The following is a 20,683-nucleotide window of genomic DNA, read 5'->3' on the forward strand; positions in this document are numbered from 1 at the left end:
CGCAATGGTGCGAGGGTTTGGCTACAGTAGCACAGCTGGGTGTGCACCGGGCTGCGCCAGCGCAATGCGCCACCAATTACTGGCTGGCGCCCAAGAAAAACGGCATCAAGCTGCGCTTGATGCCGCTGGTGTATCGCTAGGTCAATCAGCCTGACTTAGCAGGTTTCTGGCGTACAAAATGCTGCGCTCGGTGCAACCGCCGCAGGCGTCAGCATGGCAAAAGCGCTCAAGGCCTGAGCAAAGGCCGCCGGCTGCCCCAAGAACGGCCCGATATCGAGGACTTGGAATCGCCCTTCCCGCTCCAGCAATAGCGAAGGAAAACCGCGCAAGCCATGCTGCTTCATCAGCTGTTGCGTAGCGCGATAATGCGCCTCCACATCGCCAGCCAGCTCAGTCATGGCCGCGCTAAAGCCCACACTATCCAGGCCCAGCGCCGTTGCGTGTTGCAACAAGACCGTGCCTTCGGCGATCCGCTCGCCTGCGGCATAGTGGGCACTTTGCAAGCGGGCCAGCATCGCTCGCCCCAAGCCGGCCAGCTGCTCGGCCGCCAATATCGCCAAGGTCGGCGGAGTGGAATCAAACACCGCACTGCTATCGCACAGCAAGCCATCAAAATACGCCGCGCCAAAGGGCTGACCGGTCAGCTCGGCAATCCGCTGATCATGCGGAATCACATAATCGCGCAAGGCCGGGCTCACGCTTTGCCGATTTGCACCAGCCATCATGCCGCCCGGGTGCAGCACGAGCTGCACTGTAGGCAAAGCGGCCGCGGCTTCGATCAGCGGGGCGGCGGCATAACACCAGCCACACAGCGGATCAAACACATAATGCAGCGTGAGTTGCGGGCTTACCATTGCATTTCACCTTTGTTTACTTTGGCGCCGATCTCCAGCGCGATCCCCAAGCCGGCATCTGGATAAGCTTTTTTCATTGCCTCAATCAGTGCGGCGCCGTTGGCAGCTTGCGGCAATTGTTGCTCGAATGTTTGCAGGTAAGCCTTGGTGTAATCGATGGCGCTGATATCCATTTTCGCACCCGCCTGCATATGCCCAGGCACGACCACGGCCGGTTTCAGTGCGGCCATTTCATCCAATTGGGCAACCCAAGCTTTGCGCTCGGCAGCCGATTGAGTGTCGGCAGTCCATACGTGCAGGCCATTGAGCACACCCACATTGCCAGCAATGGCTTTAATCGCCGGAATCCACACATACGGCCGATGCGCCAGCGCGCCAGTAGTACCGCGAATCTCGACCGCTTGGCCATCTACGCGCAAAGTGGTGGTGTTTAGCGCTTCAGGCACCACCGGTTGTACCGGGGCATTGGCCCCCATTTTCGGTCCCCAGAAAGCCACTTTGGCGGGCAATTTGGCCTTGATCTTGGCCAACACGGCTGGCGTCGCCACCACTTTGGCCTGTGGGAAGAATTGTTTTAGCGTTTCCACGCCGAAGTAGTAATCCGGGTCAGCCTGGCTAACCAGAATGGTGGTCAGGGTTTTGCCGCTATCGAGCACATTGGCGGCGATTCGCAGTGCATCGGCCTTGGTAAAACCGGCATCGATCACCAGCGCTTCTTTCTGGCCGTAGACGAGAGTGGAATTCACATGAAAGCTCGCGCCATCAGCGTTATACACTTTCAATTGCAACGGCGCCGTTTCGGCTTGGGCCGCGCCAAAGGCCAAGAGAAAAGAAGCGGCGAGTAAAGTTTGACGTACCATGGTGCAATCTCCTTGCATGTCGTTCGTGATTGAATGGACGCCAGTTTAGTTGCATGAGCTGCGCAGATAAATCGGCTAAACTGCGCAATATTGTTGCAAAAATCGAGCAGATAGCGAGCCAAGATGGACCGACTCACCGCAATGAAAGTGTTCTGCGAAGTAGCCGCCAGCGGCAGCTTTAGCGCCACGGCCGACAAGCTGGATATGTCGCGCGCCATGGTGACCCGCTATATCGCCGAGCTGGAAGACTGGCTCGATGCGCGCTTATTGCAACGCACGACCCGCAAAGTCACCCTCACCGATGCGGGCGAGAGCTGCCTGCGCCGCAGCCAGCAAATGCTGGCACTGATGGGGGATATCGAAGAAGAAACCACCCGCCATGACGGCGAATTGCGCGGCCAGCTGCGACTAACCAGCAGTATGTCGTTTGGCTTTGCGCACCTAGCCGCCGCCCTCAGTGATTTTCTGCAGCAACACCCGCAACTGAAAATCGATTTGAATGTCAGCGACCGCACCGTCAATCTGGTTGAAGAGCGCATCGATCTGGCGATCCGCATTAGCAGCGAGCCCGATCCATTGCTGATCGCCAAACCCCTCGCTAGCTGTCCATCTGTCTTGGTCGCCGCACCGGGGTATCTGCTTGCACACGGCACTCCTACTGAGCCTGCAGCCCTTACCCACCACCGGTGTCTGAGCTACGCCAATTTTGGCAAAAGCCGCTGGCAGTTCCAGCGCGGCGAGGAGCAGCAAAGCGTGAACGTCAGTAGCCGCCTCAGCGCCAACGAAGCCACAGTGCTGCTGCATGCGGCCCTGGCCGGTGGCGGTATTGCCTTGCAGCCCACGTATCTGGCGCAGCCCTATCTGGCCGCGGGCCAACTGCAAGCGGTGTTACCCGATTGGGGCGTGCCGGCAATGACGATTTACGCGCTCTACCCTTCCCGCCGACATTTATCGCCCGCAGTACGGGCTTTACTGGATTTTTTGCATGCGCGTTTTCAGGCGCAACCGTGGTAAATGACAAATGGGTCAATTAGCTTGCCCATACAGCGAATCCGCAATCGCCGCCCGCGCAAAATTGCCACAAGCTAGCAATCAGACCCGCCGACCAGCCTAATCCTGGTCTATGCTGTGAGGTAGATTCTCTGCACCTGCCGCGCTCAAAAATGCGGCCTACTCGGGAGTGTGTCAGCAATGCCGATCAAGTCCAAACTTCTCCTCGCCTCGCTGTCTGTCAGTGTTCTGGGCATTATCCTGGCCTGCTGGGCCGTTGCCGGCTGGAGCTGGTCAGGCTGGAGCGCGGTGGCAGTCTTTGGCTTGGCGGTCGTGGTGCTGCAAGGGGCGCTGGCCCATTGGGTGCTCAAACCGATGCAAGTGCTGCTCGATTCGATGGCTCATCTCTCGGAGGGCGGTGGCGATCTGAATAAACGCATTCCGGTACACAGCGAAGATGAGCTCGGCGAAGCCGCCCGCGGCTTTAATGAATTTGCTACTGCTTTGCAAAACACCTTCCGCGAAGTGCAGCGCGATATGGAAGGCTTGTCACTGGGCTTAAAAGAGATTACTGCGGTCACCGGCCAACTGGTGAAAGACAGCCACACGCAGGCTGATTTTGTCGCCGCTTCGGCTGCCGCGGTAGAAGAAATCACCGTTAGCATTACCCATATTGCCGATAGCGCGAACGAAGTGGATGAAGTAGTCGCCGAAACCCAGATGATTTCGGTCGATGGCGCACACACCGTACACAGTGTCTCAGATGAAGTCGCCAAAATGCAGTCGTCAATCAGCTCGCTGAGCACCGCCATGGCCGATCTGGGGCAGCGCTCAAAAGAAATCGGCGGCATCGTGAGCGTGATTAAAGACATCGCGGAGCAAACCAATCTGCTCGCGCTGAACGCCGCCATCGAAGCGGCCCGCGCCGGCGAACAAGGCCGCGGTTTTGCCGTTGTGGCTGACGAAGTCCGCAAACTGGCCGAGCGCAGCGCCAAAGCCACCGTAGAGATCACCGAACGAATCAGCTCGGTGGCCAAGGATACCGATGCTGCACTGAAAAACATGGATCAGGCCGCCAGCGGTGTACGAAATAGCGTTGATCGCGCACAGGAAGCCAGTAATCTGATGCACGACATTGGCAACCGGATGCAAAACGTTGTGGAAGTCGTGCGCAGTATTGCCGACGCCACCCGCGAGCAAACGGCCGCCAGCACCACCATGGCGCAGTCATCCGAACAAATCAACGCCATGACCCAGTCTTCCGACTCGGCGCTGCAGCAAACCAAACGTGCGCTGGAAACCTTGGATAATCGCGCCCGCGAATTAATGGCGTCGGTGGGCAAATTCAAACTGGAAGACATCTCGGTACTACACGGCTGGTTTGCTGCCAGCGGCTTTCGGGCGGTCGCCGATATCAAAGCGCGGCTGAATAAAATTGGCCATCACTGGAGTGACAACCACAGCGGGAAAGATGTCCCCGGCATGCTGAAAAAAGCCGTCGAGGAGGGAAAACTCCCTACCGCGGCCGCGATTGGCGGGGTAAAAATCCAAGCGTGGGCAGGTAAAGGCATTCTGGCCAATCTGGACGAACTGGCCGCGCGTCAGCGCTGGAATCAAATTTTACCGCGGGTGCTGGATGATCAGATGCACGGCGATGGCCATTATTGTGCCGTGCCACTGGGGGTCGCCCGGGTCAACGTGATTTGGGCCAATGTCGGCTTGCTGCGGCGGGTGGGCGTAAGCCAACCACCACGCAGCTGGGAAGAATTCATCAGCCTGTGTGAAAAACTACAGGCGGCCGGCATCACTCCGATCGCGCACAGTGAGGTGAAATGGCAAGTTGCGACGCTGTTTGAAGCCGTAGCACTGGGGATGGGCGGAGCTAAATACTATAACGATGCCTTTAGCCGGCTCGACCCGGCCACCTTGAGTGGCCAGCAAACGATTCAGGCGCTGGAATTATTCCGGCGGATCAAACCCTTCTGTAGCGAAGACCCGGTGGGTCGCGACTGGAATCTGGTTTCTGCCGACATCATCAATGCTCGCGCCGCAATGCAGCTGATGGGGGATTGGGTCAAAGGTGAATTCGACACCGCCGGCAAGCAGGCGGGCACCGATTATTATTTCTGGCCCGCGCCCAACCAGGCTGGTGAGTACAGCTTTGCCGCGGATACCCTGACCATGTTCCGGCAAGATGATCCGGCCCGCGCAATTGCCCAGCGTGACTTTGCCGAGCTGTTGATGAGCCCGGAATGCCAGATCGCATACAACCATCACAAAGGCTCTATCCCCGCCCGTACCGACATCGATCGCAATCAGCTCGATGCCTACGGCAAAGCCTCGGCGAACGACTTTGCCGATGCGGCACAGAAAAATACGCTAGTGCCATCATGGGCCCACAATATGGCAGTACAAGATGATCTGAAAAAGGCCTGGATCGAAGTGGTGTACGAATTCTGGAATTCGCCCACCATGACCGCCGCGGCCGCGGCCAGCAAACTGGTGGCTGTTGTACGCCGCTAAACGCTGATTGCAGAAATTAGCCACCCAACCAAGCCACAGCTACTGCTGTGGCTTGGTTATTTAGGGCTTTTTGGGTAGCCACTGGATAACGCTGATGGCGTCTTCCAGCTGGCGCAGCCGACTCTGGCGGCGCGTCAATTCGGCTTGCAGCGCAGCCAACAGCGCAACTGCGCGAAAAGGTTTACCTGCCTGGCTCGCCAACGCCCGTGCCACCATCTGGGCATCTACTTCCAGTAGGCGAGTAGCCTCGGGCAAGCTCACCGCCTTGGCCGAGGTGGGGCGGCGACTCACAAAGCTAATCGCGTAGGCCTGCTCATTCAGCAATACGACAAATTGCTCGTTGTGCGGGCCTAACTCCCTACGCAGGGTTTCTAGCTCGGTAATCTCGGTACGGATCTGGGCGGCCAATGGCATGGGGCACTCCTATGTTGCCGCGATTAAAGTCAATTCGCCCCGCTGGGTCAAGACGGCGGTACGGCTTTGGGGGGCAACCGCGGCGAGCAACGCTGCCCTTTATCTCACGCCAGCATAATTTTACTTTTTGCATCAGCAGCTTGTAACTATAAACAAGGCATGCCAAATCCATATTCACGCCTACTGCTCAGTTGCTTGCTGTGCGGCCTCTGCTGGGGTTCGTCGGTCTATGCCGAACAACCGCTCGTGGTGCGCTTTGCGCCCGAAAAAGACTACGGGCCATTTATCTATGCGGATCAACATGGCGCCATTCGGGGTTTATCCGCCGAAATGCTCAATGCCCTGCTCCCGTATGCCGGCCTGGAGATTCAGTATTTACCGGCCCAACCGCTGGCCAGTATTTTGCAGCAAGTACAGCAGCAACAAGCTGACCTGGTTTCATCATTACGCCCCACCCCCGAACGCGGCCGTTATCTTGGCTTTACCAGCCCGTATGTGGCAGTTCCCGCTGTACTCGTAACGCCCTCCAGCCATAGCGACGCCAATTTGCAGGCATTAGCTGGCCAGATTGTGGCCGTGGGTCAAGGCTATGCAGTGGAAGAATATGTCCGTCGCCTCTATCCACAGGTAATCTGGCATAGCGTAGAAAATGACCAACAGGCGCTGCAGCTCCTCAACGAAAGGAAAGTCAGTGGCGTGGTTGCAGATCTGGCCAGTGTGCTGTTTATCCAGCGCCAATTTGGTCAAACGGCGTGGCATATCGGTGGCTCGATTGGTTTTCAATATGAGTTAGCTTTTGCCTATCGGAAAGACCGACCTGAAATCGGCGAGCGCCTTAATCACGCGCTGCGGCAATTACCCAACACCGAGCGCGAGGTCATCTTGCAGCGCTGGCTCACCGCCCATGATTTAAGCGCCCCCACCCCTTTGCAAGAGCGTCTGTTATTGCTGGGGGTCATGCTCCTTGCGGCGGCGGGCCTGATCATCACCATTTTGCTGCTCAGGCCGCGCCATGCCCAACTCTAAACGCACCCCAGCGCAGTTGTGGTCAGCACAAGCCAAGCTGATGCTCGGCTATTTTTTACTGGCCTATCTGTCCATCCAGCTATTTCGGCATGGCACTAGTATTGCGGTGATCTGGTTTGCCAATGGATGGGCAATTATCAGTCTGGCTGACCTGCCCTATCGCAATTGGCCACGCATGCTGGCCGCCATCTTAATCAGCCTCTTGGCCGCCAATCTCGCCTCGGGCGATCAGCTCGCCACCGCCATTCAGTATGTGCCCGGCAATCTGGCCGAGATTTTGCTTGGGGCGTGGCTTGTGCGGCGGCAACGGCTGCGAACCGGGTTTTATTACTCGGTAACGGGTGTGCTGCGCTTAATGTATCAGGCGGTATTTCTACCGGTGCTGTGCGGTGCCTTGGTGTCTGCGCTGGTGTTCTGGCTGCAAGGTCAATCGGTCGGGCATCTGCTGCTGCATTGGGTGGAGGGTAGCATCATTGGCGGCGTAGCCATGGTGCCGCTCTGGTACTGGATCAGCCAGCATGGCCTGCTCGCCCTGATTGCCCGCGTGTGGCGCCTTGAGTATTTTGCCCATCTGCTGCTAACGATCGGCATCGCGATACTCGCGCCGTTGAGCATTCCGTTTCCATTTATTTATGTCAGCTTACCGCTGTTTCTGATTGCCTATCGGCACGGGCTGGCTGGCAGTGTGTTGGCCAATGCACTGGTAGCGCTAACGATCAGCACCGAAATCAGTTTTGGCCTGCTACTACCGCCGGCAACTGTCTACAACTGGGGCTTATCGCTGCTCTACATCCCGGTATTGGCCACGCTGATTCCGCCGCTGCTACTGGCCATTGCCCTGGATATGCACAAGGCTGCGGGTGATGCCCTGCAGCTGAGCGAACAGCGCTATCGCTCGCTGTACCAAAACACCCCGGCCATGCTGTTTTCGTGCAGCGCAGAAGGCGAGATCAGCAGCGTGAATCAGCTCTGGCTGGAGCGTATGCATTACACCGCGGAAGAAACCATCGGCCGCCCGGCCACCGATTTTCTTACCCCGCTCGCGCTCAGTATCTGGCGCCAAAATCTGTGGCCGCGCTTGCTGGAAACCGGCCAGTGCCAGAATGAACATCTGCAACTATTGAGCCGGCAAGGCGAAGTCATCGAAGTGCTGATGTCCGCCGCACTAGAGCGCAATCGCCGGCATGAAATCACCCGGGTGTTAGTGGTGCAGCTCGACATCACCGCCAAGCTCAAAGCCGAACACCTGGCTTATCACGACACCCTCACCAATCTGCCCAATCGGCAATTGTTTAATGATCGCCTCAGCCAAGCTTGCCAGCAGGGCTTGCGCCATCACACCCCATTTGCGGTGGCCTTTGTTGATCTGGATCGCTTTAAAGCCGTGAATGATCAACATGGCCATAAAGTCGGTGACTTGCTGCTGATCGAAGTGGCCAAACGTCTGCAGCTGGCCACTCGCAGCACCGACACGGTGAGCCGGCTGGGTGGCGATGAATTTGTACTGCTGCTCAGCGGGGTAACGCAAGGTGAAGAAGCCCAGCAACTGGCCGAGAAAATCGTCACCTCGCTGGCCGAGCCCTATCATTTGGCCGGCCACACCTTAGCAATCTCGGCAAGCTTGGGGCTGAGCTTTTTTCCGCATCATGGGCAAGACCCAGCAACCCTATTGCGCCTTGCTGATGAGGCGATGTATATCGCCAAAGGCAACGGTAAAAATGGCTTTCACTGCCATACCCAGCATGGGTATGGCCCGAGCTAGCTTTTAGGCCTGCGCCGCGGTGGCCAACCAGGCCAAGATCCCTTTGGCGGCCTGTCGCCCAGTGGCGAAACACGCAGTGAGCAAATACCCCCCGGTCGGGGCTTCCCAATCGATCATTTCCCCAGCCACAAACACCCCAGGGCAGGCTTGCAGCATCAGCCCGGCATCCAGCGCCGCCCAGCGTACGCCACCGGCGGAGCTAATCGCCTCATCCAATGGCCGTGGCGTGCGAATCGGAATCGGCAACGATTTAATCGCAGCGGCCAGTGCGGGCCAGTCTTGTAGCTGGGGCTTACTCAACAGCTCATGCAAGAGCGCGGTTTTTACGCCTTCCAGTTTCAATTTGCGTCGCAAATGATTGGCCAGCGAATCGGCACCGCGTGGCTGCTGCAAGGCCGCCAAAATCTGCGCCTCGCTGCGCTGCGGCAACAAATCCACATACAAATGCACCGGCTGGCTAGGCTCCGCCACGAGCTGCTCGCGCAACTCGCGCGATAGCGCATACACCAGACTGCCCTCAACGCCACCAGCAGTCAGTACAAATTCGCCGGCTTTTTTTACCGCGCTGGGGCTTGCGGCCGCCGCCACGGCTTTCAATGGCGCGCCGGCATATTTGTCGGCCAGATAGCTGGACCAGCCCACATCAAAGCCACAGTTGGCCGGCTGTAATGGCGCCACCGCGACACCCTCTGCCGCTAATAGCGGCACCCAGCGGCCATCCGAGCCCAGTTTGGCCCAGCTACCGCCGCCTAGCGCCAGCAGCACCGCGCTAAAGCGCCGGGTGATTTCACCCTCAGGCGTAGCCAGCCGCAATTCGCCCGCCGGCGTCCAGCCCAGCCAGCGATGGCGTACATGCAAGCGCACCCCTTGTGCTTTCAGGCGACTTAGCCAAGCGCGCAGCAACGGCGCGGCTTTCATTTCGGTCGGGAACACCCGCCCCGAGCTCCCCACAAAGGTGTCGATGCCCAGCCCATGCACCCATTCGCGGACGGCCTGGCCATCAAATTGCCGCACCATCTCAGCCAATGGTGCCGACCCCGCGCCATAGCGCTGGATAAACTCGGCACACGGCTCGGCATGGGTGATATTCATCCCGCCCACGCCGGCCAGCAAAAATTTCCGCCCCACCGAAGGCATGGCATCAAAGACTTCGACCGCGACCCCGGCTTGCGCCAAAACCTCGGCGGCCATCAGCCCCGCTGGGCCGCCACCGATAATGCCCACCACGGGCGCTGCTGTTTGCATAGATTGTGCTGGCCTGCGGCCAGCCCTGTGAATTGAAGTTCGAGAAACCGATTATGGCGCGGGCGCGGCCAATTCGCGCTGAATTTTCCACTGGCCATGCTCACGCACCAGCCAAAGGGTTTTGCGATTGCGCTCACGCAGCAAATTAGAGCGATAGTCCTGCACAAAGCGCACTTCGGCGGTATCCAGCTGCTGCGCCACAATCTCAACGTCGCGCAGGCGGATCTGCACAAACTCGCCCGCTAACACGCGCTGCTCGCGCTGGGTGCGCCATTGCGCCAGCGTTAAGCCGCCCTCCGGGGTGAAGGTATCCGCATAGCTGGCCAGATAAGGTTTAAGCAGTTGTTGCTGCCAAGCGCTAGACCACTGCTCCAGCAGCGCATCAATGGCTTTGGCCGATTGCGAGCGCAGCAAAGTGGGGCTCTCCGCCGCCCATACGGCCGGCTGCAGACTGATCAGCAGCGCGCTGCTGTAGGCTAGGAAAATCTTACCCATGTGGGGACCTTTCACGCGTACGGCCTGCGTGTTTGCACCACCAACACCGGTACGACAATCTAATTGACTCATTGTGCAGTCTTGCCACGACGGCCAGAGCACACCCTACTTTTGCAGCTCGCTACGCAGAAATTCCGCTTAGTAATGCGGCGGAATCTCGTCGAATAAGCTGCGCGGCGCGGCGGCTTCCGCCGGGGCCTGGTTTTCCTGCAACAGGCGCACGGCCGCCACCAGCTGATCAATCTGCCGCTGCTGCTGGGCCACCAGCTTGTTCAGCTCATCCAGTAAATCGTCTTGCAAGGCGAGACGGATTTCCAACTCGGTGAGGCGTTCTTCCATCTTGGATTCTCCTGCATTGCATCGATTAGGCGCCTGTGCACAGGCAGGCGCATTGTAAGCCAAGTCGCGGGGCGGCGACTACCGCCGGGCATCTTGGCACATTACTCTGCCAGGGTATCTTCCCAGAAGCATTACTAATTAACACATACCGAGCAATACCCATAGAAAAACCCCGACCAATGGTCGGGGTTGCTCGGCCCAGACTCAACTACCCGCTTATTGTGGCAGTGAGATTGTCACGCGATCCAGCGCCGGCACCGGCAGATTCGGGTTGGCTTTGAGGTAGCTTTCCATTGCATCGATGTCTTGCGCGCCGCCCAAGATATTGGTGCCCTTGGTTAACACAGTGAAGTTATCACCGCCACCCGCGAGGAAGTTATTCACCGTAATCCGGTAGCTGGCAGCAGTATCGATCTGCACCCCATTAAGCTTCACGCTATTGCGCAGCACGCGCTGACCAGCGGCGCGGCCTTTATCGTAGCTGTAGCTAAAGCCATTCGATACGAGCAAAACACGGTCAAACGGCTGGTTGTTGGTGTAACCCACAAACTGCTGCTCCAGCAATTCGATCAGATCAGCCCCAGTCACCGTCATCGACACCAAGGTATTGCCAAACGGTTGCACGGTAAACAGCTGCCCATAAGTCACCGAGCCATCCTTCGCTGGCGTCAGATCGGCACGCACACCACCCGGATTCATAAAGGCGATTTGCGCGGCGCCCAGCTTAGCATCTTTGGTCGCGGCCAATTGCGAATCGGCAATCACATTGCCCAGTGCGCTTTCGCCTGCTTTATTGGCAGATTTGCTCAGTGGGCCGGCCACGGTACCGGTGATGCGGTCTTCCAGCGGTTTAATCAGCGCTTCGTACTTGCTCACCAAGGTGCTCAAGATGCCGTCTTTCGCCACATCATTGGTCACCCACAGGTTTTTCGCGCCAGATTTCACCACATCGCGGGTTTTCGGATCGAGCTGCAGATCAATCTCGGACACCACACGGCCATATTGGCTGGCACTGGTCACCAGTTTGCCATTGATCTGGCAGTTATAGGCTTGGTGGGTATGGCCCGAAATCACCGCATCCACAGCTGGGTCAAGCCGCTTGACGATATCAACAATCGCGCCCGACACGCCTTTACATTCATTCAGGCCGCCGGTTTGCGTACCGCCTTCATGCACCAGCACCACAATCGCTTCGATACCGTCTTTTTTCAGCGTTGGCACCAGCGCATTGACGGTATCGGCTTCGTCTTTAAAGCTCAGCCCTTGCACGCCAGTTGGGGTCACGATGGCCGGGGTGTTTTTAAGCGTCATACCAATGAAGGCCACTTTCACACCACCAAAGCTCTTCACCTGAAACGCCGGGAACAATGACTTACCGCTGGCATCGTCAATCACATTGGCGGCCAGGAATTTAAACTTAGCGCCTTTAAATGCACCAGCAGCGCTACAACCATCTTTCGGATGGCAGCCACCGTTTTGCATCCGCAGCAACTCTTCACGGCCATCATCAAACTCATGATTGCCGACGGCATTCAATTCCAGGCCAATTTCATTCATGGCCTCGATGGTCGGTTCATCATGGAATAGCGCCGAAATCAGCGGGCTAGCCCCGATCAGATCGCCGGCCGACACCACGATATTGTTCGGGTTTTTGGCTTTCAGGGTTTTGATCCAGGTACCTAGATATTCCACCCCGCCCACGGCCACGGCTTTGCTGGCATCCGAGGCATCTACGCCTTTGGCAGTGCCCGGCTTGAGGTTGCCGTGGAAATCGTTAATCGCCAGGATTTTGACGTCGATCGGGCCCGAAGCCACGGCCGCTGGCGTGGCAGTTGGGGCAGGTGTGGCCACTGGGTTGTCGGTCGCACCACCGCAGGCAGCGATGGCGACAGGTAATGCAGCTAAAGTCAGCATTTTGTGTAGTTGCATGCTGTTGTCTCCCTATGATGAGGCGACCACAATATGCGATTAGCATGACAAAAATGGGGCGATTCGATGAACTTAAAACGACCGTTTCATGACAAGGCCGAGACTTGCTAATACAGGGTATACGGCTACACCTCATGTATTAGCTAGGCCTAATGAAGATACACCACTAGGTATGCCGAAAACGCGCAATCAGCCATAGGGTAATCAACACAAACAGCAAATTACTACTGGCCGAAAACACCAGCGCCCAGCCCCGGCCATGCGCCAACACCTGCACCAGCGCATAAAAAGTGGCGATCAGCGAAGACAAAGTCCATACCGCCCATGAGCTCAGCGCAATATTGGCACTGGAACGCGAGCGCCAGAGCGTGCGCCATTGCGGCAAATAGGCCAGCAAAGACAGTACGCCCACGCCAGCTTGCAGCACCGTGGCCCCTTCAAGAATTAATTTATTGATGGCCATGCGCCAGCCTAGTTATCCGTTTCATTCTCGAATGACTGCCCTTGGAGCGCGAAGTTCGCCCCTGCTTGCCAATTTCTGGCAATAAGACAAAGACATAGCGTGCTACCAAGCAAGCCATCGGGTGTTTCACCATCACCACAGCCATTCAGCTCAGGCTTAACCCTGCCGATAAATCAGCTAAGCTAAAGCAAGCCCACGACGAGTCCGGCCATGAATCAAGCGATTACCGACCGCGCGCAATGGATCAGCTATCTGGCCAACCAGCCTACGCCCATCCTTGCCCACACCCAGCAAGAGATTCGCCATTTTCAGAGCGAGATCGACCAGATCGGTTTGCATGAGATCAGCCAGCTGATCCGCCATGATCCGCTGCTCACGCTGCATATCTTGCGCTATCAGGAAGAACACCGGCACACCCGCCAAACCACCGATGTCACCACCATCGACCGGGTGCTTCTGATGATTGGCGTCGTGGGCTTTTTCCGCGTATTTGGCACTCTGCCCACGCTGGAAAACGATGTGCACGCCCAAAAAGCCATGATTTATGGTGCGCACCGTACTTGTGCCCGCGCCTATCTGGCCTCGCGCATTGCCGAAACCTTCAGCCACTATCGGCGCGATATTGAGCCCAAAGAAGTCATTACCGCCGCCCTCTTGCACGACACAGCCGAAATCCTGCTGTGGATGGCCTCGCCCCGCCAGATGATGATGGTGAGCGAGATCATGCGCTCCAACCCCGGTATGCGCAGCGTGGACGCCCAGCACAAAATCCTCGGCTGCCAGATTAATGAAATCCAGCAAGGCTTAGTCGAACTGTGGCACCTGCCCCACACGCTGCTGCACCTGATCGACGACCACTATGCCGACGAACCCCGCGTGCGCTTGGTCCACCTCGCCGTCGGCATGGCCCGCCACTTGGAAAAAGGCTGGGACAACCCCTATTTCCAGGCCGACCTGCAAAACTGCGGCCAATGGTTTCACCTCGAGCCGGCTTTGATCTACAACCACATCCGCGATGTGGCGCTCGATTGCGCCCGCAGCTGGCACTGGTATGAAGAACAACCCGTCGCCGCCATGTTGATCCGCGCCTAAGCGCGTTTAGCCTGAATAATAAAAAAGCCACCTCACGGTGGCTTTTTTATTGTAGCGGTCACAACTGACCGCACTGCACGCTTAGCCGCACTGCACGGCCAGCTGTTGGCTGGCGATGGCGGCGGTTTGGCGCAGCACGCGATGCAAGGCGCGATCGCGTGATTGAGGAACGGGTTGCCAGTCAGTCACCGGTTTGCGGCGGCCGCCGCGACAGATCACGATTTGAAACCAGCCTTCCATTTCCTCGGCCCGGGCTGCCGGGCGTGCTTCAATATTAAAATCAAACATGTATAAACGCTCCAAGTGGGCGCTTGCACGGGTTTTCTGGTTGGAAAAATACTGTGTTAGCGCCGTCAGCCATCCACGCCGGATGGCATAGCACCAATCGAAGAGCACCAGGTTCGGTTCGAACCCAACCCGGGTTGGTCCGGGTAGGCCATGGCTGACAGTAGAGGGAGCTGTCACCAGCGGGCGTTTTAGGTAGATCGGCAGGGCCGATTTGCGAAGATAAACTTGCTTAACACATCATGCCTTTAGCGGCACTTTGCAGGATGTGCTCGATCAATTGAGTGCCACGAGTATGCCCGATCTAAAAAACACTGTCAAATCATTACTTTGGCTTTTATAAGCCACCCCGAACTACCCTGCCTGCCATGCACTCGCCCACCCGGCTTGCGGTATAGTGAAATGATTGCGACTCTGTGATCGGGCTACCGATGAATGAATCTGATCCGATAGCCGGCGCCTTGGCCCGCCTGCAGCGCGCGGCCGATAGCCATAAAGGCAGCTTTGGCAGTGTAGCCATTCTGGGTGGCGCGCCGGGCATGGTGGGTGCGGCGCTCCTGGCCGGCCGTGCGGCTTTGCACATGGGCGCCGGTAAAGTGTGGCTGGGCTTGCTGGACCCGCGCCCCTACTGCGATTGGCAACAACCCGAGCTGATGCTGGGTAGCACCGCGCATGCTTTGGCCCAACCCTACACCCATCTCGCCTGCGGCATGGGCATGGGTATTAGCCCGCAAAGCGCTGAATTGTTAGGCTTGGCACTCAATACCCCCACCCCCTTATTGCTGGATGCAGATGCACTGAATCTGCTGGCCACCCAAGCCCATTTGCGGGCGCAATTACAAGCCCGCTGGGCGCAGGCCACGGTGCTCACCCCGCATCCGGCGGAGGCGGCACGACTACTGGCTTGCACCACTGCCGAAGTACAGGCTGATCGCATGCAGGCGGTGCAGACTTTAGCGCGTGAATTAGGTTGCACCGTGTTGCTCAAAGGCCATGGCACCTTAATCGCCGACCCAGATGGCCAAATCAGCCGCAACCTCACCGGCAACCCCGCCCTGAGTAGCGCTGGCCAAGGCGATACGCTGGCCGGCATGATCATCGCGCTGGCCGCGCAAGGGCTGACCCTGGCCGAAGCGGCGCGGGCGGGCGCTTATCTGCATGGCGCGGCGGCTGATCGCTGGCGCGAACAGCATCCAGCCGGCATTGGTCTCACCGCCAGCGAAACCAGCCTAATCGCCCGGCAAATTCTGAATGAAGATGTCATAAAAAATTCATCAAACGGCAACACATGAAGGGGATAAGGAAAGGGAAAATCAGGTCATAAACAATTTATACCGTTTTACCTTTTCTTTTTTGGAGTCGTGCCATGACGAAAGCAGCCCCAGCCAATACCGCGTCAACAGCCCCAAGCACTACCACCACCCGCCGCCGCCCTGCCGCCCGTGGCGCGGCCAAACCGCGCGCCACCGCCGCCAATACCCAGCCAGAAGCACTGCCAGCCGCCGCCGCTGAAGTGGTCGCCGAAGTAGCTGCGCCAGCCGTGGCAGCTCCGGTAGCCGCAGAGGCTGCGCCTGCCCAGCCTACGGCCGCTGAAGCCAGCAGCAAAGACAGCAAGGCCGGCAAAGCCGCTCGTGGCAAAAAGGCCGAGAAAAAAGAAAAACTGGTACGCGATAGCTTCACCTTCCCTGCCAGCGACTACGCCCTGATTGCCAGCAGCAAACAGCGGGTGATCGCCGCCGGAGTGGAAGTGAAAAAAAGCGAAATCGTGCGCGCCGGCCTGTATGCGCTCAGCCAGCTGGATGACGCCGCCCTGCTCGCCTTGGTAGGCCAGCTGGAAAAAATCAAAACCGGTCGCCCAAGCAAGAAATAAGCGCCCAAGCAACACGCCGCCCGGCTGGCAAACACCAGACGGGCGGCGTGGATAAGCGCGAGCTTAGCTCACCCGCGCACCGCAGCGCTTAGTACTTCGGTAAAGCCGGTTGACGGGTTTTCCACAACGAATACAACACCCCCGCCGCCAAGAGGCCAAAGGTCACCGCCAGCGATAGGGCGGCCGGCACTTTGCCATCAAAGACGAAATCCCCCAGGAAGATTTTCGAACCAATAAACACCAGCACCAGCGCCAAGGCGTATTTCAGGTAATGGAAGCGATGGATCACCGCCGCCAGCGCAAAATACAGCGCCCGCAAACCTAAAATCGCAAAGATGTTGGAGGTGTAAACGATAAACGGATCGGTGGTGATGGCAAAAATCGCCGGCACACTATCCACCGCAAACACCAGATCAACCAGCTCCACCATACACAGCGCCAGAAACAGCGGCGTTGCCCACCACACCTGCTTATCGCTGCCTACCGCTGCCGGGGCGCGCACAAAAAAGCGCTGGCCGTGTAGCTCATTGGTTACCCGCATATGCCGGCGCAGGAAACCCAGCAGCGGGTTCTGGGCCAGATCGGTATTTTGCTCACCGGCAAACAGCATTTTCAGGCCGGTGAAGATCAGGAACACCGCAAACACATACAGCGTCCAGTAATACTGCGCCACCAGCGTAGCCCCCAGGCCAATCATGATGGCCCGCAGTACAATCACGCCCAAAATACCCCAGAACAACACCCGGTGCTGATACATCCGTGGCACGGCAAAATAGGTGAAGATCAGCGAGATCACAAACACATTATCCAGCGACAGGCTTTTTTCGATCAAAAAGCCGGTGAAATACTGCATGCCGGATACGGCCCCCAGATACCACCACACCCAGGCCCCGAACAGCAGGCCGGCGGCAATATAAAACGCCGACAGCTGCAGGCTTTCACGCACGCCGATCTCGTGGTCTTCCTTATGCAAGACCCCCAAATCAAACGCCAGCAGCCCCAGAACAATGGTGACAAAAGTTAACCACAACCAGAGTGGCTGACCCAGCCATACCCCCAGTAGTATCTCCATGATCTTCACTCCACAATTAGCTTAAAAGGATATACCCCATCAACTTCGTAACACGCTGCGTGCAGTGCGCGGCTGGCTTGGAATCGGCTGCACCGCATACCAGTCGTATTGCCAGCAGGCCATGGCCCGCGAAATCAACACTGCCTCGCCATCGGCCAGCCAGCCATCGGCATCCACCACCCCGAGCATGGCGCGCAAGAGTTTCACCTGCAGCGCCGGGTCATCCACCTCGGCCAGTAGGCGATCCAGCAAGGGGGTATCCAGCTCGAGGTGCCCCACCGCTTGGCCGGGCAGGTATTGCAGCAGGTCATCGCACAGGTCTTGCAACACCTGCTGCAATAAAGGCTCACTGATGCCTAATTGGGCCAGCAGCCGGCTTTCGCGCACGGCGGCCAGTTCGGCGGGGTCTAGCCCCCCATCCGACAACAGGGACAGGGCCAGCAAACGACAAACTGCTTCATGACTATTCACAGCATAACGACGCATGGTGGTAACTCCTGAGCTGGGGAAAAACCGGTTGGGTCAGATTTAGTAACCCAGCCCAAGCGGGCTGGCTACCGGGGCAAAGCCACGGCTTTGCCGCACGCGGCGGCTTACCGTGCGGCTGGCCCGATCGGTGGCGCGATTAATCGCAAACAGCTGATCGGTGGCCACATCTTCGATAATCACATCGGGAATCTGATGCAGGCTAATCACTAGCTGGCAATGCTGGTCCACCCCGCCGCGCGGGCCATTCACATCAGACAGGCGCACGGTCACTTTACGGATATGGCTAGCCAAGCGCCCAAGGCCAAACTCGATCTGGCGGGCGATATGCCGCTGCAGTTTTTCGTCCAATGCAACGCCCTGGCTACTGATTTCGATTTTCATGGCATGACTCCTTTGCAGAAACAATCCAAGCTGGATATGGGTCAAATTTAATGCCGCACGCCAATAAATAAAAATCGTATATTCTTGTTTCTAACTTCAGTTTTTTGGAATAATCGCCGCCATGAACCAATTAAACTACAAGCACTTGTATTACTTCTGGGTGGTGGCCCGCTCGGGCGGGGTGATCCGCGCCAGCGAACGCCTACACCTCACCCCGCAGGCCATCAGTGGCCAGCTGCGCGCATTAGAAGAGCAAATCGGCCAGCCGCTGCTGCGCCGCGATGGTCGCCAGCTGGCGCTGACCGAAACTGGTCGGCTGGTGCAAAGCTATGCGGATGAGATGTTTAGCCTTGGCGAAGAGCTGCAAACCGCGCTAGCCGGCGGGCCGCAAGCCTCGGTACAGCGTTTGCGGGTAGGGATTGGCGATATGGTGCCCAAAACGGTGGCCTTTGAGCTCTTGCAGCCGGCGCTGCAGCTGGATGAGCCGCTGCGGCTCATCTGCCGTGAAGGCCAGCTGCTGCCGCTGCTGGCGGAGCTGGCGACGCACAAACTCGATCTGGTGATTGCCGATCGGCCCGTACCGCCCGAAACCAATATCCGCGCGTTTAATCATTTGCTGGGCGAAAGCACGCTCACATTGATGGGCACCCCCGCGCTTTGTGCGCGCTGGCAAGGGCCGCTGCCGCAGGCGCTGCAGGGCGCGCCGCTGTTATTGCCGGGGCCAGATGCCGTGATACGCCCGCGGCTAGAAGCCTGGCTCGAACGCGCACAACTGCGGCCGCAGATTGTGGCCGAATGTGATGATGGCGCTTTGCTCAAGGCCTTTGGCAAAGCCGGCGCCGGCTTTTTTGCCGTGCCCACCGTGCTGGCCGCCAGCATCGGGCAGGAATACGGCGTGCAAGCACTGGGGGTGATTAGCGAACTGAAAGAGCAGTTTTATGCCATCAGCGCGCAGCGCCATCTGCGCCACCCGGCCGTGGTGGCCGTGACCGAAACGGCCCGCCAACATTTGTTTGCCTAAGCAACATTTGTTTGCCTAAGCAACGGTTGACGACGCGTGGCCGGGGCGCTTTAGTGCGCCAAGTGCATTTGCTGGCGCTGTGGCGCGCTGCTTTTTTTCTCGCTGCTTTTGCCCTGCTTGCCGGCATAATCGCTGGCCAGCAGCGCCTCGGCCGCCTCTGCCGACATACCCCCCTCCTGTAACCACACGCCAACCAGCTTAGCCAAGCGGTCCAGGGCAATACGGTGGGTGGCATCGGTATGCTGATACAGCCAATCGCTCAGCGCCATAAAGCGCTCGAACGGCTCCAGGCCCAAAATCACCGGCAGCGTATTGGCAAAGCGGCCCGAATTGGCCACCAGATCCCAATAGCGGGCAAAGCGCACCAGCCGCTGCATAGTCGGGAAATCAATATCGCGGTTGGCCATGATGGTGTACGGCGGATACGGGTCGTACACCATCGCAAATTCAGCGGTATGGCGAATAATCGGCGTGCCGCGCAGGCGTTTCAAAATCCCGAACTGAATCTCATGCGGACCAATGCCCACCAGCTGATTAAAGCCGGCAGCAAAGCTCTCTACTGTTTCGCCCGGCAAGCCGGCGATCAAATCCACATGCAAATGCGCGTGTGATTCCTGCATCAGCCAGCGGATATTTTCCGCCGCCTTGGCGTTATTCTGCTTGCGGCTTACCAGCGTTTGCACCGCCGGATTCAGGCTTTGTATCCCGATCTCGAATTGCAAAGTGCCCGCTGGAAACCGCCGAATGCTGTCTTTGAGCCCATCGGGCAAATGATCGGGCACCACCTCAAAATGCGCAAACACCGGATCAGCCGGGTTGGCCGCCAGCTTATCGAGGAAAAACTGCATAATCCGCTGGCTGGTTTTGATATTCAGATTAAAAGTGCGATCCACAAATTTAAACAGCCGCGCACCGCGCTGATACAGCGTTTCCATCTCGGCCAGAAACGCATCCAGATCAAACGGCCAGGCGGTTTTATCCAAGGCCGACAGACAAAATTCGCACTTAAACGGACACCCGCGTGAGGCCTCGACATACAAGGTACGGTGGCGAATATCTTCATCGCTATACAGCTGATACGGCATCACCAAGTCGCTGAGCTGCGCCTGCACGCCGGCGTGAATTTTCATCAGCGGCTGAGGCCCCTGCAAAATCTCGCGGCATAACTTGGGCAGCGTCACCTCGCCCCAGCCGGTGATCACATAATCGGCGTCTTTCACGATCTGCTGCTCGGCGCTCTCATACGATACCTCAGGGCCGCCGAGGATAATCTTCACCTCTGGCGCAATGCGCTTAAGCAGCGCCACCAGCCGCGCGGTTTCTTCCACATTCCAGATATACACGCCAAAGCCGATGATCTTGGGCTGCCGCGCCAGCAGCCGCTCGGCAAACTCGGTGGTTTTGCCGCCGATCACAAATTCCACAATCTCGGTCTGCGCCTGCAAATCGCCCATATTGGCCAGCAAATAGCGCAAACCCAGCGAAGCATGGGTGTAGCGGGCGTTGAGCGTACAAAGCAGGATAGACATGGGGGTAGATCGCGAAGCAAAAGCGGTATTTTACGGTGTTACGG

22 protein-coding genes are annotated in these 20,683 nt (G+C 57.9%); 9 read left to right on the forward strand and 13 right to left on the reverse strand.

The genetic code is table 11. From position 1 onward, the window contains the following. The first annotated feature begins 17 nt into the window (after window positions 1-17). Window positions 18-140, forward strand: a complete 123-nt coding sequence (locus G482_RS20860) for a hypothetical protein (RefSeq protein ID WP_276324780.1) — start codon at window positions 18-20, stop codon at window positions 138-140. A 15-nt stretch (window positions 141-155) separates the two neighbouring features. Here the strand turns inward: G482_RS20860 and G482_RS0113665 are convergent, their stop codons facing one another. Beyond that, window positions 156-854, reverse strand: coding sequence for a DsbA family protein (locus G482_RS0113665; protein WP_028450494.1), 699 nt, complete (start codon window positions 852-854; stop codon window positions 156-158). Beyond that, the gene (locus G482_RS0113670; protein ID WP_028450495.1) at window positions 848-1,714 is read right to left on the reverse strand and encodes an MBL fold metallo-hydrolase; all 867 of its coding nucleotides are present in this window, start codon (window positions 1,712-1,714) and stop codon (window positions 848-850) included. The genes G482_RS0113665 and G482_RS0113670 overlap by 7 nt, the downstream gene beginning before the upstream one ends. 123 nt (window positions 1,715-1,837) lie before the next feature. Here G482_RS0113670 and G482_RS0113675 point away from each other — a divergent pair, with 123 nt between their 5' ends. Next, window positions 1,838-2,728: a LysR family transcriptional regulator gene (locus tag G482_RS0113675; protein ID WP_028450496.1), complete on the forward strand. Its 891-nt coding sequence runs from the start codon at window positions 1,838-1,840 to the stop codon at window positions 2,726-2,728. Between the two features lie 177 nt (window positions 2,729-2,905). Then, the gene (locus tag G482_RS19775) at window positions 2,906-5,227 is read left to right on the forward strand and encodes an extracellular solute-binding protein (RefSeq protein WP_051259034.1); all 2,322 of its coding nucleotides are present in this window, start codon (window positions 2,906-2,908) and stop codon (window positions 5,225-5,227) included. Window positions 5,228-5,287: 60 nt separating this feature from the next. On the opposite strand, the gene G482_RS0113685 is transcribed toward G482_RS19775, so the two are convergent. Continuing rightward, window positions 5,288-5,641: a hypothetical protein gene (locus tag G482_RS0113685; RefSeq protein ID WP_028450498.1), complete on the reverse strand. Its 354-nt coding sequence runs from the start codon at window positions 5,639-5,641 to the stop codon at window positions 5,288-5,290. Window positions 5,642-5,800: 159 nt separating this feature from the next. Between G482_RS0113685 and G482_RS18785 the strand changes: the two genes are divergently transcribed. Further along, window positions 5,801-6,667 carry a transporter substrate-binding domain-containing protein gene (locus tag G482_RS18785; protein ID WP_051259035.1) on the forward strand — a complete coding sequence of 289 codons (867 nt, stop codon included), beginning with the start codon at window positions 5,801-5,803 and terminating at the stop codon, window positions 6,665-6,667. Beyond that, a complete protein-coding gene (locus G482_RS19780; RefSeq protein ID WP_051259036.1) occupies window positions 6,654-8,429 on the forward strand; it encodes a sensor domain-containing diguanylate cyclase in 1,776 nt (591 codons plus the stop codon). Before G482_RS18785 ends, G482_RS19780 begins: the two co-directional genes overlap by 14 nt. 3 nt (window positions 8,430-8,432) lie before the next feature. Here the strand turns inward: G482_RS19780 and G482_RS0113700 are convergent, their stop codons facing one another. The 5 genes from G482_RS0113700 to G482_RS0113720 all read right to left on the reverse strand — a co-directional run bounded on the left by G482_RS0113700 (window position 8,433) and on the right by G482_RS0113720 (window position 12,900). After that, on the reverse strand, window positions 8,433-9,674 hold the full coding sequence (locus tag G482_RS0113700; protein WP_028450499.1) for a TIGR03862 family flavoprotein: 1,242 nt from the start codon (window positions 9,672-9,674) through the stop codon (window positions 8,433-8,435). A 51-nt stretch (window positions 9,675-9,725) separates the two neighbouring features. After that, a complete protein-coding gene (locus G482_RS0113705) occupies window positions 9,726-10,169 on the reverse strand; it encodes a L,D-transpeptidase Cds6 family protein (RefSeq protein WP_034619747.1) in 444 nt (147 codons plus the stop codon). 138 nt (window positions 10,170-10,307) lie between these two features. Next, window positions 10,308-10,508 carry a SlyX family protein gene (locus G482_RS0113710; protein WP_028450501.1) on the reverse strand — a complete coding sequence of 67 codons (201 nt, stop codon included), beginning with the start codon at window positions 10,506-10,508 and terminating at the stop codon, window positions 10,308-10,310. 216 nt (window positions 10,509-10,724) lie between these two features. Further along, entirely contained in the window at window positions 10,725-12,437 is a 1,713-nt protein-coding gene (locus G482_RS0113715; protein ID WP_028450502.1) for a bifunctional metallophosphatase/5'-nucleotidase, read from the reverse strand. A 166-nt stretch (window positions 12,438-12,603) separates the two neighbouring features. Continuing rightward, window positions 12,604-12,900, reverse strand: coding sequence for a PQ-loop domain-containing transporter (locus G482_RS0113720; RefSeq protein ID WP_028450503.1), 297 nt, complete (start codon window positions 12,898-12,900; stop codon window positions 12,604-12,606). Between the two features lie 210 nt (window positions 12,901-13,110). Between G482_RS0113720 and G482_RS0113725 the strand changes: the two genes are divergently transcribed. Then, on the forward strand, window positions 13,111-13,992 hold the full coding sequence (locus G482_RS0113725) for an HDOD domain-containing protein (protein WP_028450504.1): 882 nt from the start codon (window positions 13,111-13,113) through the stop codon (window positions 13,990-13,992). Window positions 13,993-14,073: 81 nt separating this feature from the next. Here the strand turns inward: G482_RS0113725 and G482_RS0113730 are convergent, their stop codons facing one another. Then, window positions 14,074-14,280, reverse strand: a complete 207-nt coding sequence (locus G482_RS0113730) for a hypothetical protein (RefSeq protein WP_028450505.1) — start codon at window positions 14,278-14,280, stop codon at window positions 14,074-14,076. A 428-nt stretch (window positions 14,281-14,708) separates the two neighbouring features. Between G482_RS0113730 and G482_RS18795 the strand changes: the two genes are divergently transcribed. Together G482_RS18795 and G482_RS18800 are read left to right on the forward strand one after the other, a co-directional pair. Beyond that, complete coding sequence (locus G482_RS18795) at window positions 14,709-15,569, forward strand: NAD(P)H-hydrate dehydratase (RefSeq protein ID WP_034619748.1); 861 nt, start codon at window positions 14,709-14,711, stop codon at window positions 15,567-15,569. Between the two features lie 74 nt (window positions 15,570-15,643). Continuing rightward, the gene (locus G482_RS18800) at window positions 15,644-16,147 is read left to right on the forward strand and encodes a hypothetical protein (protein ID WP_051259037.1); all 504 of its coding nucleotides are present in this window, start codon (window positions 15,644-15,646) and stop codon (window positions 16,145-16,147) included. Between the two features lie 88 nt (window positions 16,148-16,235). On the opposite strand, the gene G482_RS0113745 is transcribed toward G482_RS18800, so the two are convergent. Genes G482_RS0113745 through G482_RS0113755 form a run of 3 tightly spaced genes read right to left on the reverse strand, consistent with a single transcriptional unit; the run spans window position 16,236 to window position 18,089 of the window. Then, a complete protein-coding gene (locus tag G482_RS0113745) occupies window positions 16,236-17,219 on the reverse strand; it encodes a TerC family protein (RefSeq protein ID WP_028450506.1) in 984 nt (327 codons plus the stop codon). Window positions 17,220-17,258: 39 nt separating this feature from the next. Beyond that, complete coding sequence (locus G482_RS18805) at window positions 17,259-17,705, reverse strand: tellurite resistance TerB family protein (RefSeq protein ID WP_051259038.1); 447 nt, start codon at window positions 17,703-17,705, stop codon at window positions 17,259-17,261. Window positions 17,706-17,747: 42 nt separating this feature from the next. Continuing rightward, entirely contained in the window at window positions 17,748-18,089 is a 342-nt protein-coding gene (locus G482_RS0113755) for an HPF/RaiA family ribosome-associated protein (protein ID WP_028450507.1), read from the reverse strand. Window positions 18,090-18,210: 121 nt separating this feature from the next. Here G482_RS0113755 and nhaR point away from each other — a divergent pair, with 121 nt between their 5' ends. Next, complete coding sequence (gene nhaR, locus G482_RS0113760; RefSeq protein WP_028450508.1) at window positions 18,211-19,110, forward strand: transcriptional activator NhaR; 900 nt, start codon at window positions 18,211-18,213, stop codon at window positions 19,108-19,110. Between the two features lie 50 nt (window positions 19,111-19,160). Here nhaR and G482_RS0113765 read toward each other — a convergent pair whose 3' ends face one another. Then, window positions 19,161-20,639: a B12-binding domain-containing radical SAM protein gene (locus G482_RS0113765; protein WP_028450509.1), complete on the reverse strand. Its 1,479-nt coding sequence runs from the start codon at window positions 20,637-20,639 to the stop codon at window positions 19,161-19,163. Window positions 20,640-20,683 lie beyond the last annotated feature (44 nt).

Origin of the sequence: Chitinibacter tainanensis DSM 15459, assembly GCF_000429785.1 — a bacterium.
GTDB classification, from domain to species: Bacteria; Pseudomonadota; Gammaproteobacteria; order Burkholderiales; family Chitinibacteraceae; genus Chitinibacter; species Chitinibacter tainanensis.

What these genes read in the sequence shown, in the direction of transcription:
- G482_RS0113675 (WP_028450496.1), top strand. Translation starts at nt 1,838, where the DNA reads ATGGACCGACTCACCGCAATGAAAGTGTTCTGCGAAGTAGCCGCCAGC.
- G482_RS18805 (WP_051259038.1), bottom strand. Translation starts at nt 17,705, where the DNA reads ATGCGTCGTTATGCTGTGAATAGTCATGAAGCAGTTTGTCGTTTGCTG.
- G482_RS0113705 (WP_034619747.1), bottom strand. Translation starts at nt 10,169, where the DNA reads ATGGGTAAGATTTTCCTAGCCTACAGCAGCGCGCTGCTGATCAGTCTG.
- G482_RS0113665 (WP_028450494.1), bottom strand. Translation starts at nt 854, where the DNA reads ATGGTAAGCCCGCAACTCACGCTGCATTATGTGTTTGATCCGCTGTGT.
- G482_RS19775 (WP_051259034.1), top strand. Translation starts at nt 2,906, where the DNA reads ATGCCGATCAAGTCCAAACTTCTCCTCGCCTCGCTGTCTGTCAGTGTT.
- G482_RS0113700 (WP_028450499.1), bottom strand. Translation starts at nt 9,674, where the DNA reads ATGCAAACAGCAGCGCCCGTGGTGGGCATTATCGGTGGCGGCCCAGCG.
- G482_RS0113685 (WP_028450498.1), bottom strand. Translation starts at nt 5,641, where the DNA reads ATGCCATTGGCCGCCCAGATCCGTACCGAGATTACCGAGCTAGAAACC.
- G482_RS19780 (WP_051259036.1), top strand. Translation starts at nt 6,654, where the DNA reads ATGCCCAACTCTAAACGCACCCCAGCGCAGTTGTGGTCAGCACAAGCC.
- G482_RS18795 (WP_034619748.1), top strand. Translation starts at nt 14,709, where the DNA reads ATGAATGAATCTGATCCGATAGCCGGCGCCTTGGCCCGCCTGCAGCGC.
- G482_RS0113670 (WP_028450495.1), bottom strand. Translation starts at nt 1,714, where the DNA reads ATGGTACGTCAAACTTTACTCGCCGCTTCTTTTCTCTTGGCCTTTGGC.
- G482_RS0113745 (WP_028450506.1), bottom strand. Translation starts at nt 17,219, where the DNA reads ATGGAGATACTACTGGGGGTATGGCTGGGTCAGCCACTCTGGTTGTGG.
- G482_RS0113755 (WP_028450507.1), bottom strand. Translation starts at nt 18,089, where the DNA reads ATGAAAATCGAAATCAGTAGCCAGGGCGTTGCATTGGACGAAAAACTG.
- G482_RS0113715 (WP_028450502.1), bottom strand. Translation starts at nt 12,437, where the DNA reads ATGCAACTACACAAAATGCTGACTTTAGCTGCATTACCTGTCGCCATC.
- nhaR (WP_028450508.1), top strand. Translation starts at nt 18,211, where the DNA reads ATGAACCAATTAAACTACAAGCACTTGTATTACTTCTGGGTGGTGGCC.
- G482_RS0113730 (WP_028450505.1), bottom strand. Translation starts at nt 14,280, where the DNA reads ATGTTTGATTTTAATATTGAAGCACGCCCGGCAGCCCGGGCCGAGGAA.
- G482_RS0113720 (WP_028450503.1), bottom strand. Translation starts at nt 12,900, where the DNA reads ATGGCCATCAATAAATTAATTCTTGAAGGGGCCACGGTGCTGCAAGCT.
- G482_RS0113710 (WP_028450501.1), bottom strand. Translation starts at nt 10,508, where the DNA reads ATGGAAGAACGCCTCACCGAGTTGGAAATCCGTCTCGCCTTGCAAGAC.
- G482_RS0113725 (WP_028450504.1), top strand. Translation starts at nt 13,111, where the DNA reads ATGAATCAAGCGATTACCGACCGCGCGCAATGGATCAGCTATCTGGCC.
- G482_RS0113765 (WP_028450509.1), bottom strand. Translation starts at nt 20,639, where the DNA reads ATGTCTATCCTGCTTTGTACGCTCAACGCCCGCTACACCCATGCTTCG.
- G482_RS18785 (WP_051259035.1), top strand. Translation starts at nt 5,801, where the DNA reads ATGCCAAATCCATATTCACGCCTACTGCTCAGTTGCTTGCTGTGCGGC.
- G482_RS18800 (WP_051259037.1), top strand. Translation starts at nt 15,644, where the DNA reads ATGACGAAAGCAGCCCCAGCCAATACCGCGTCAACAGCCCCAAGCACT.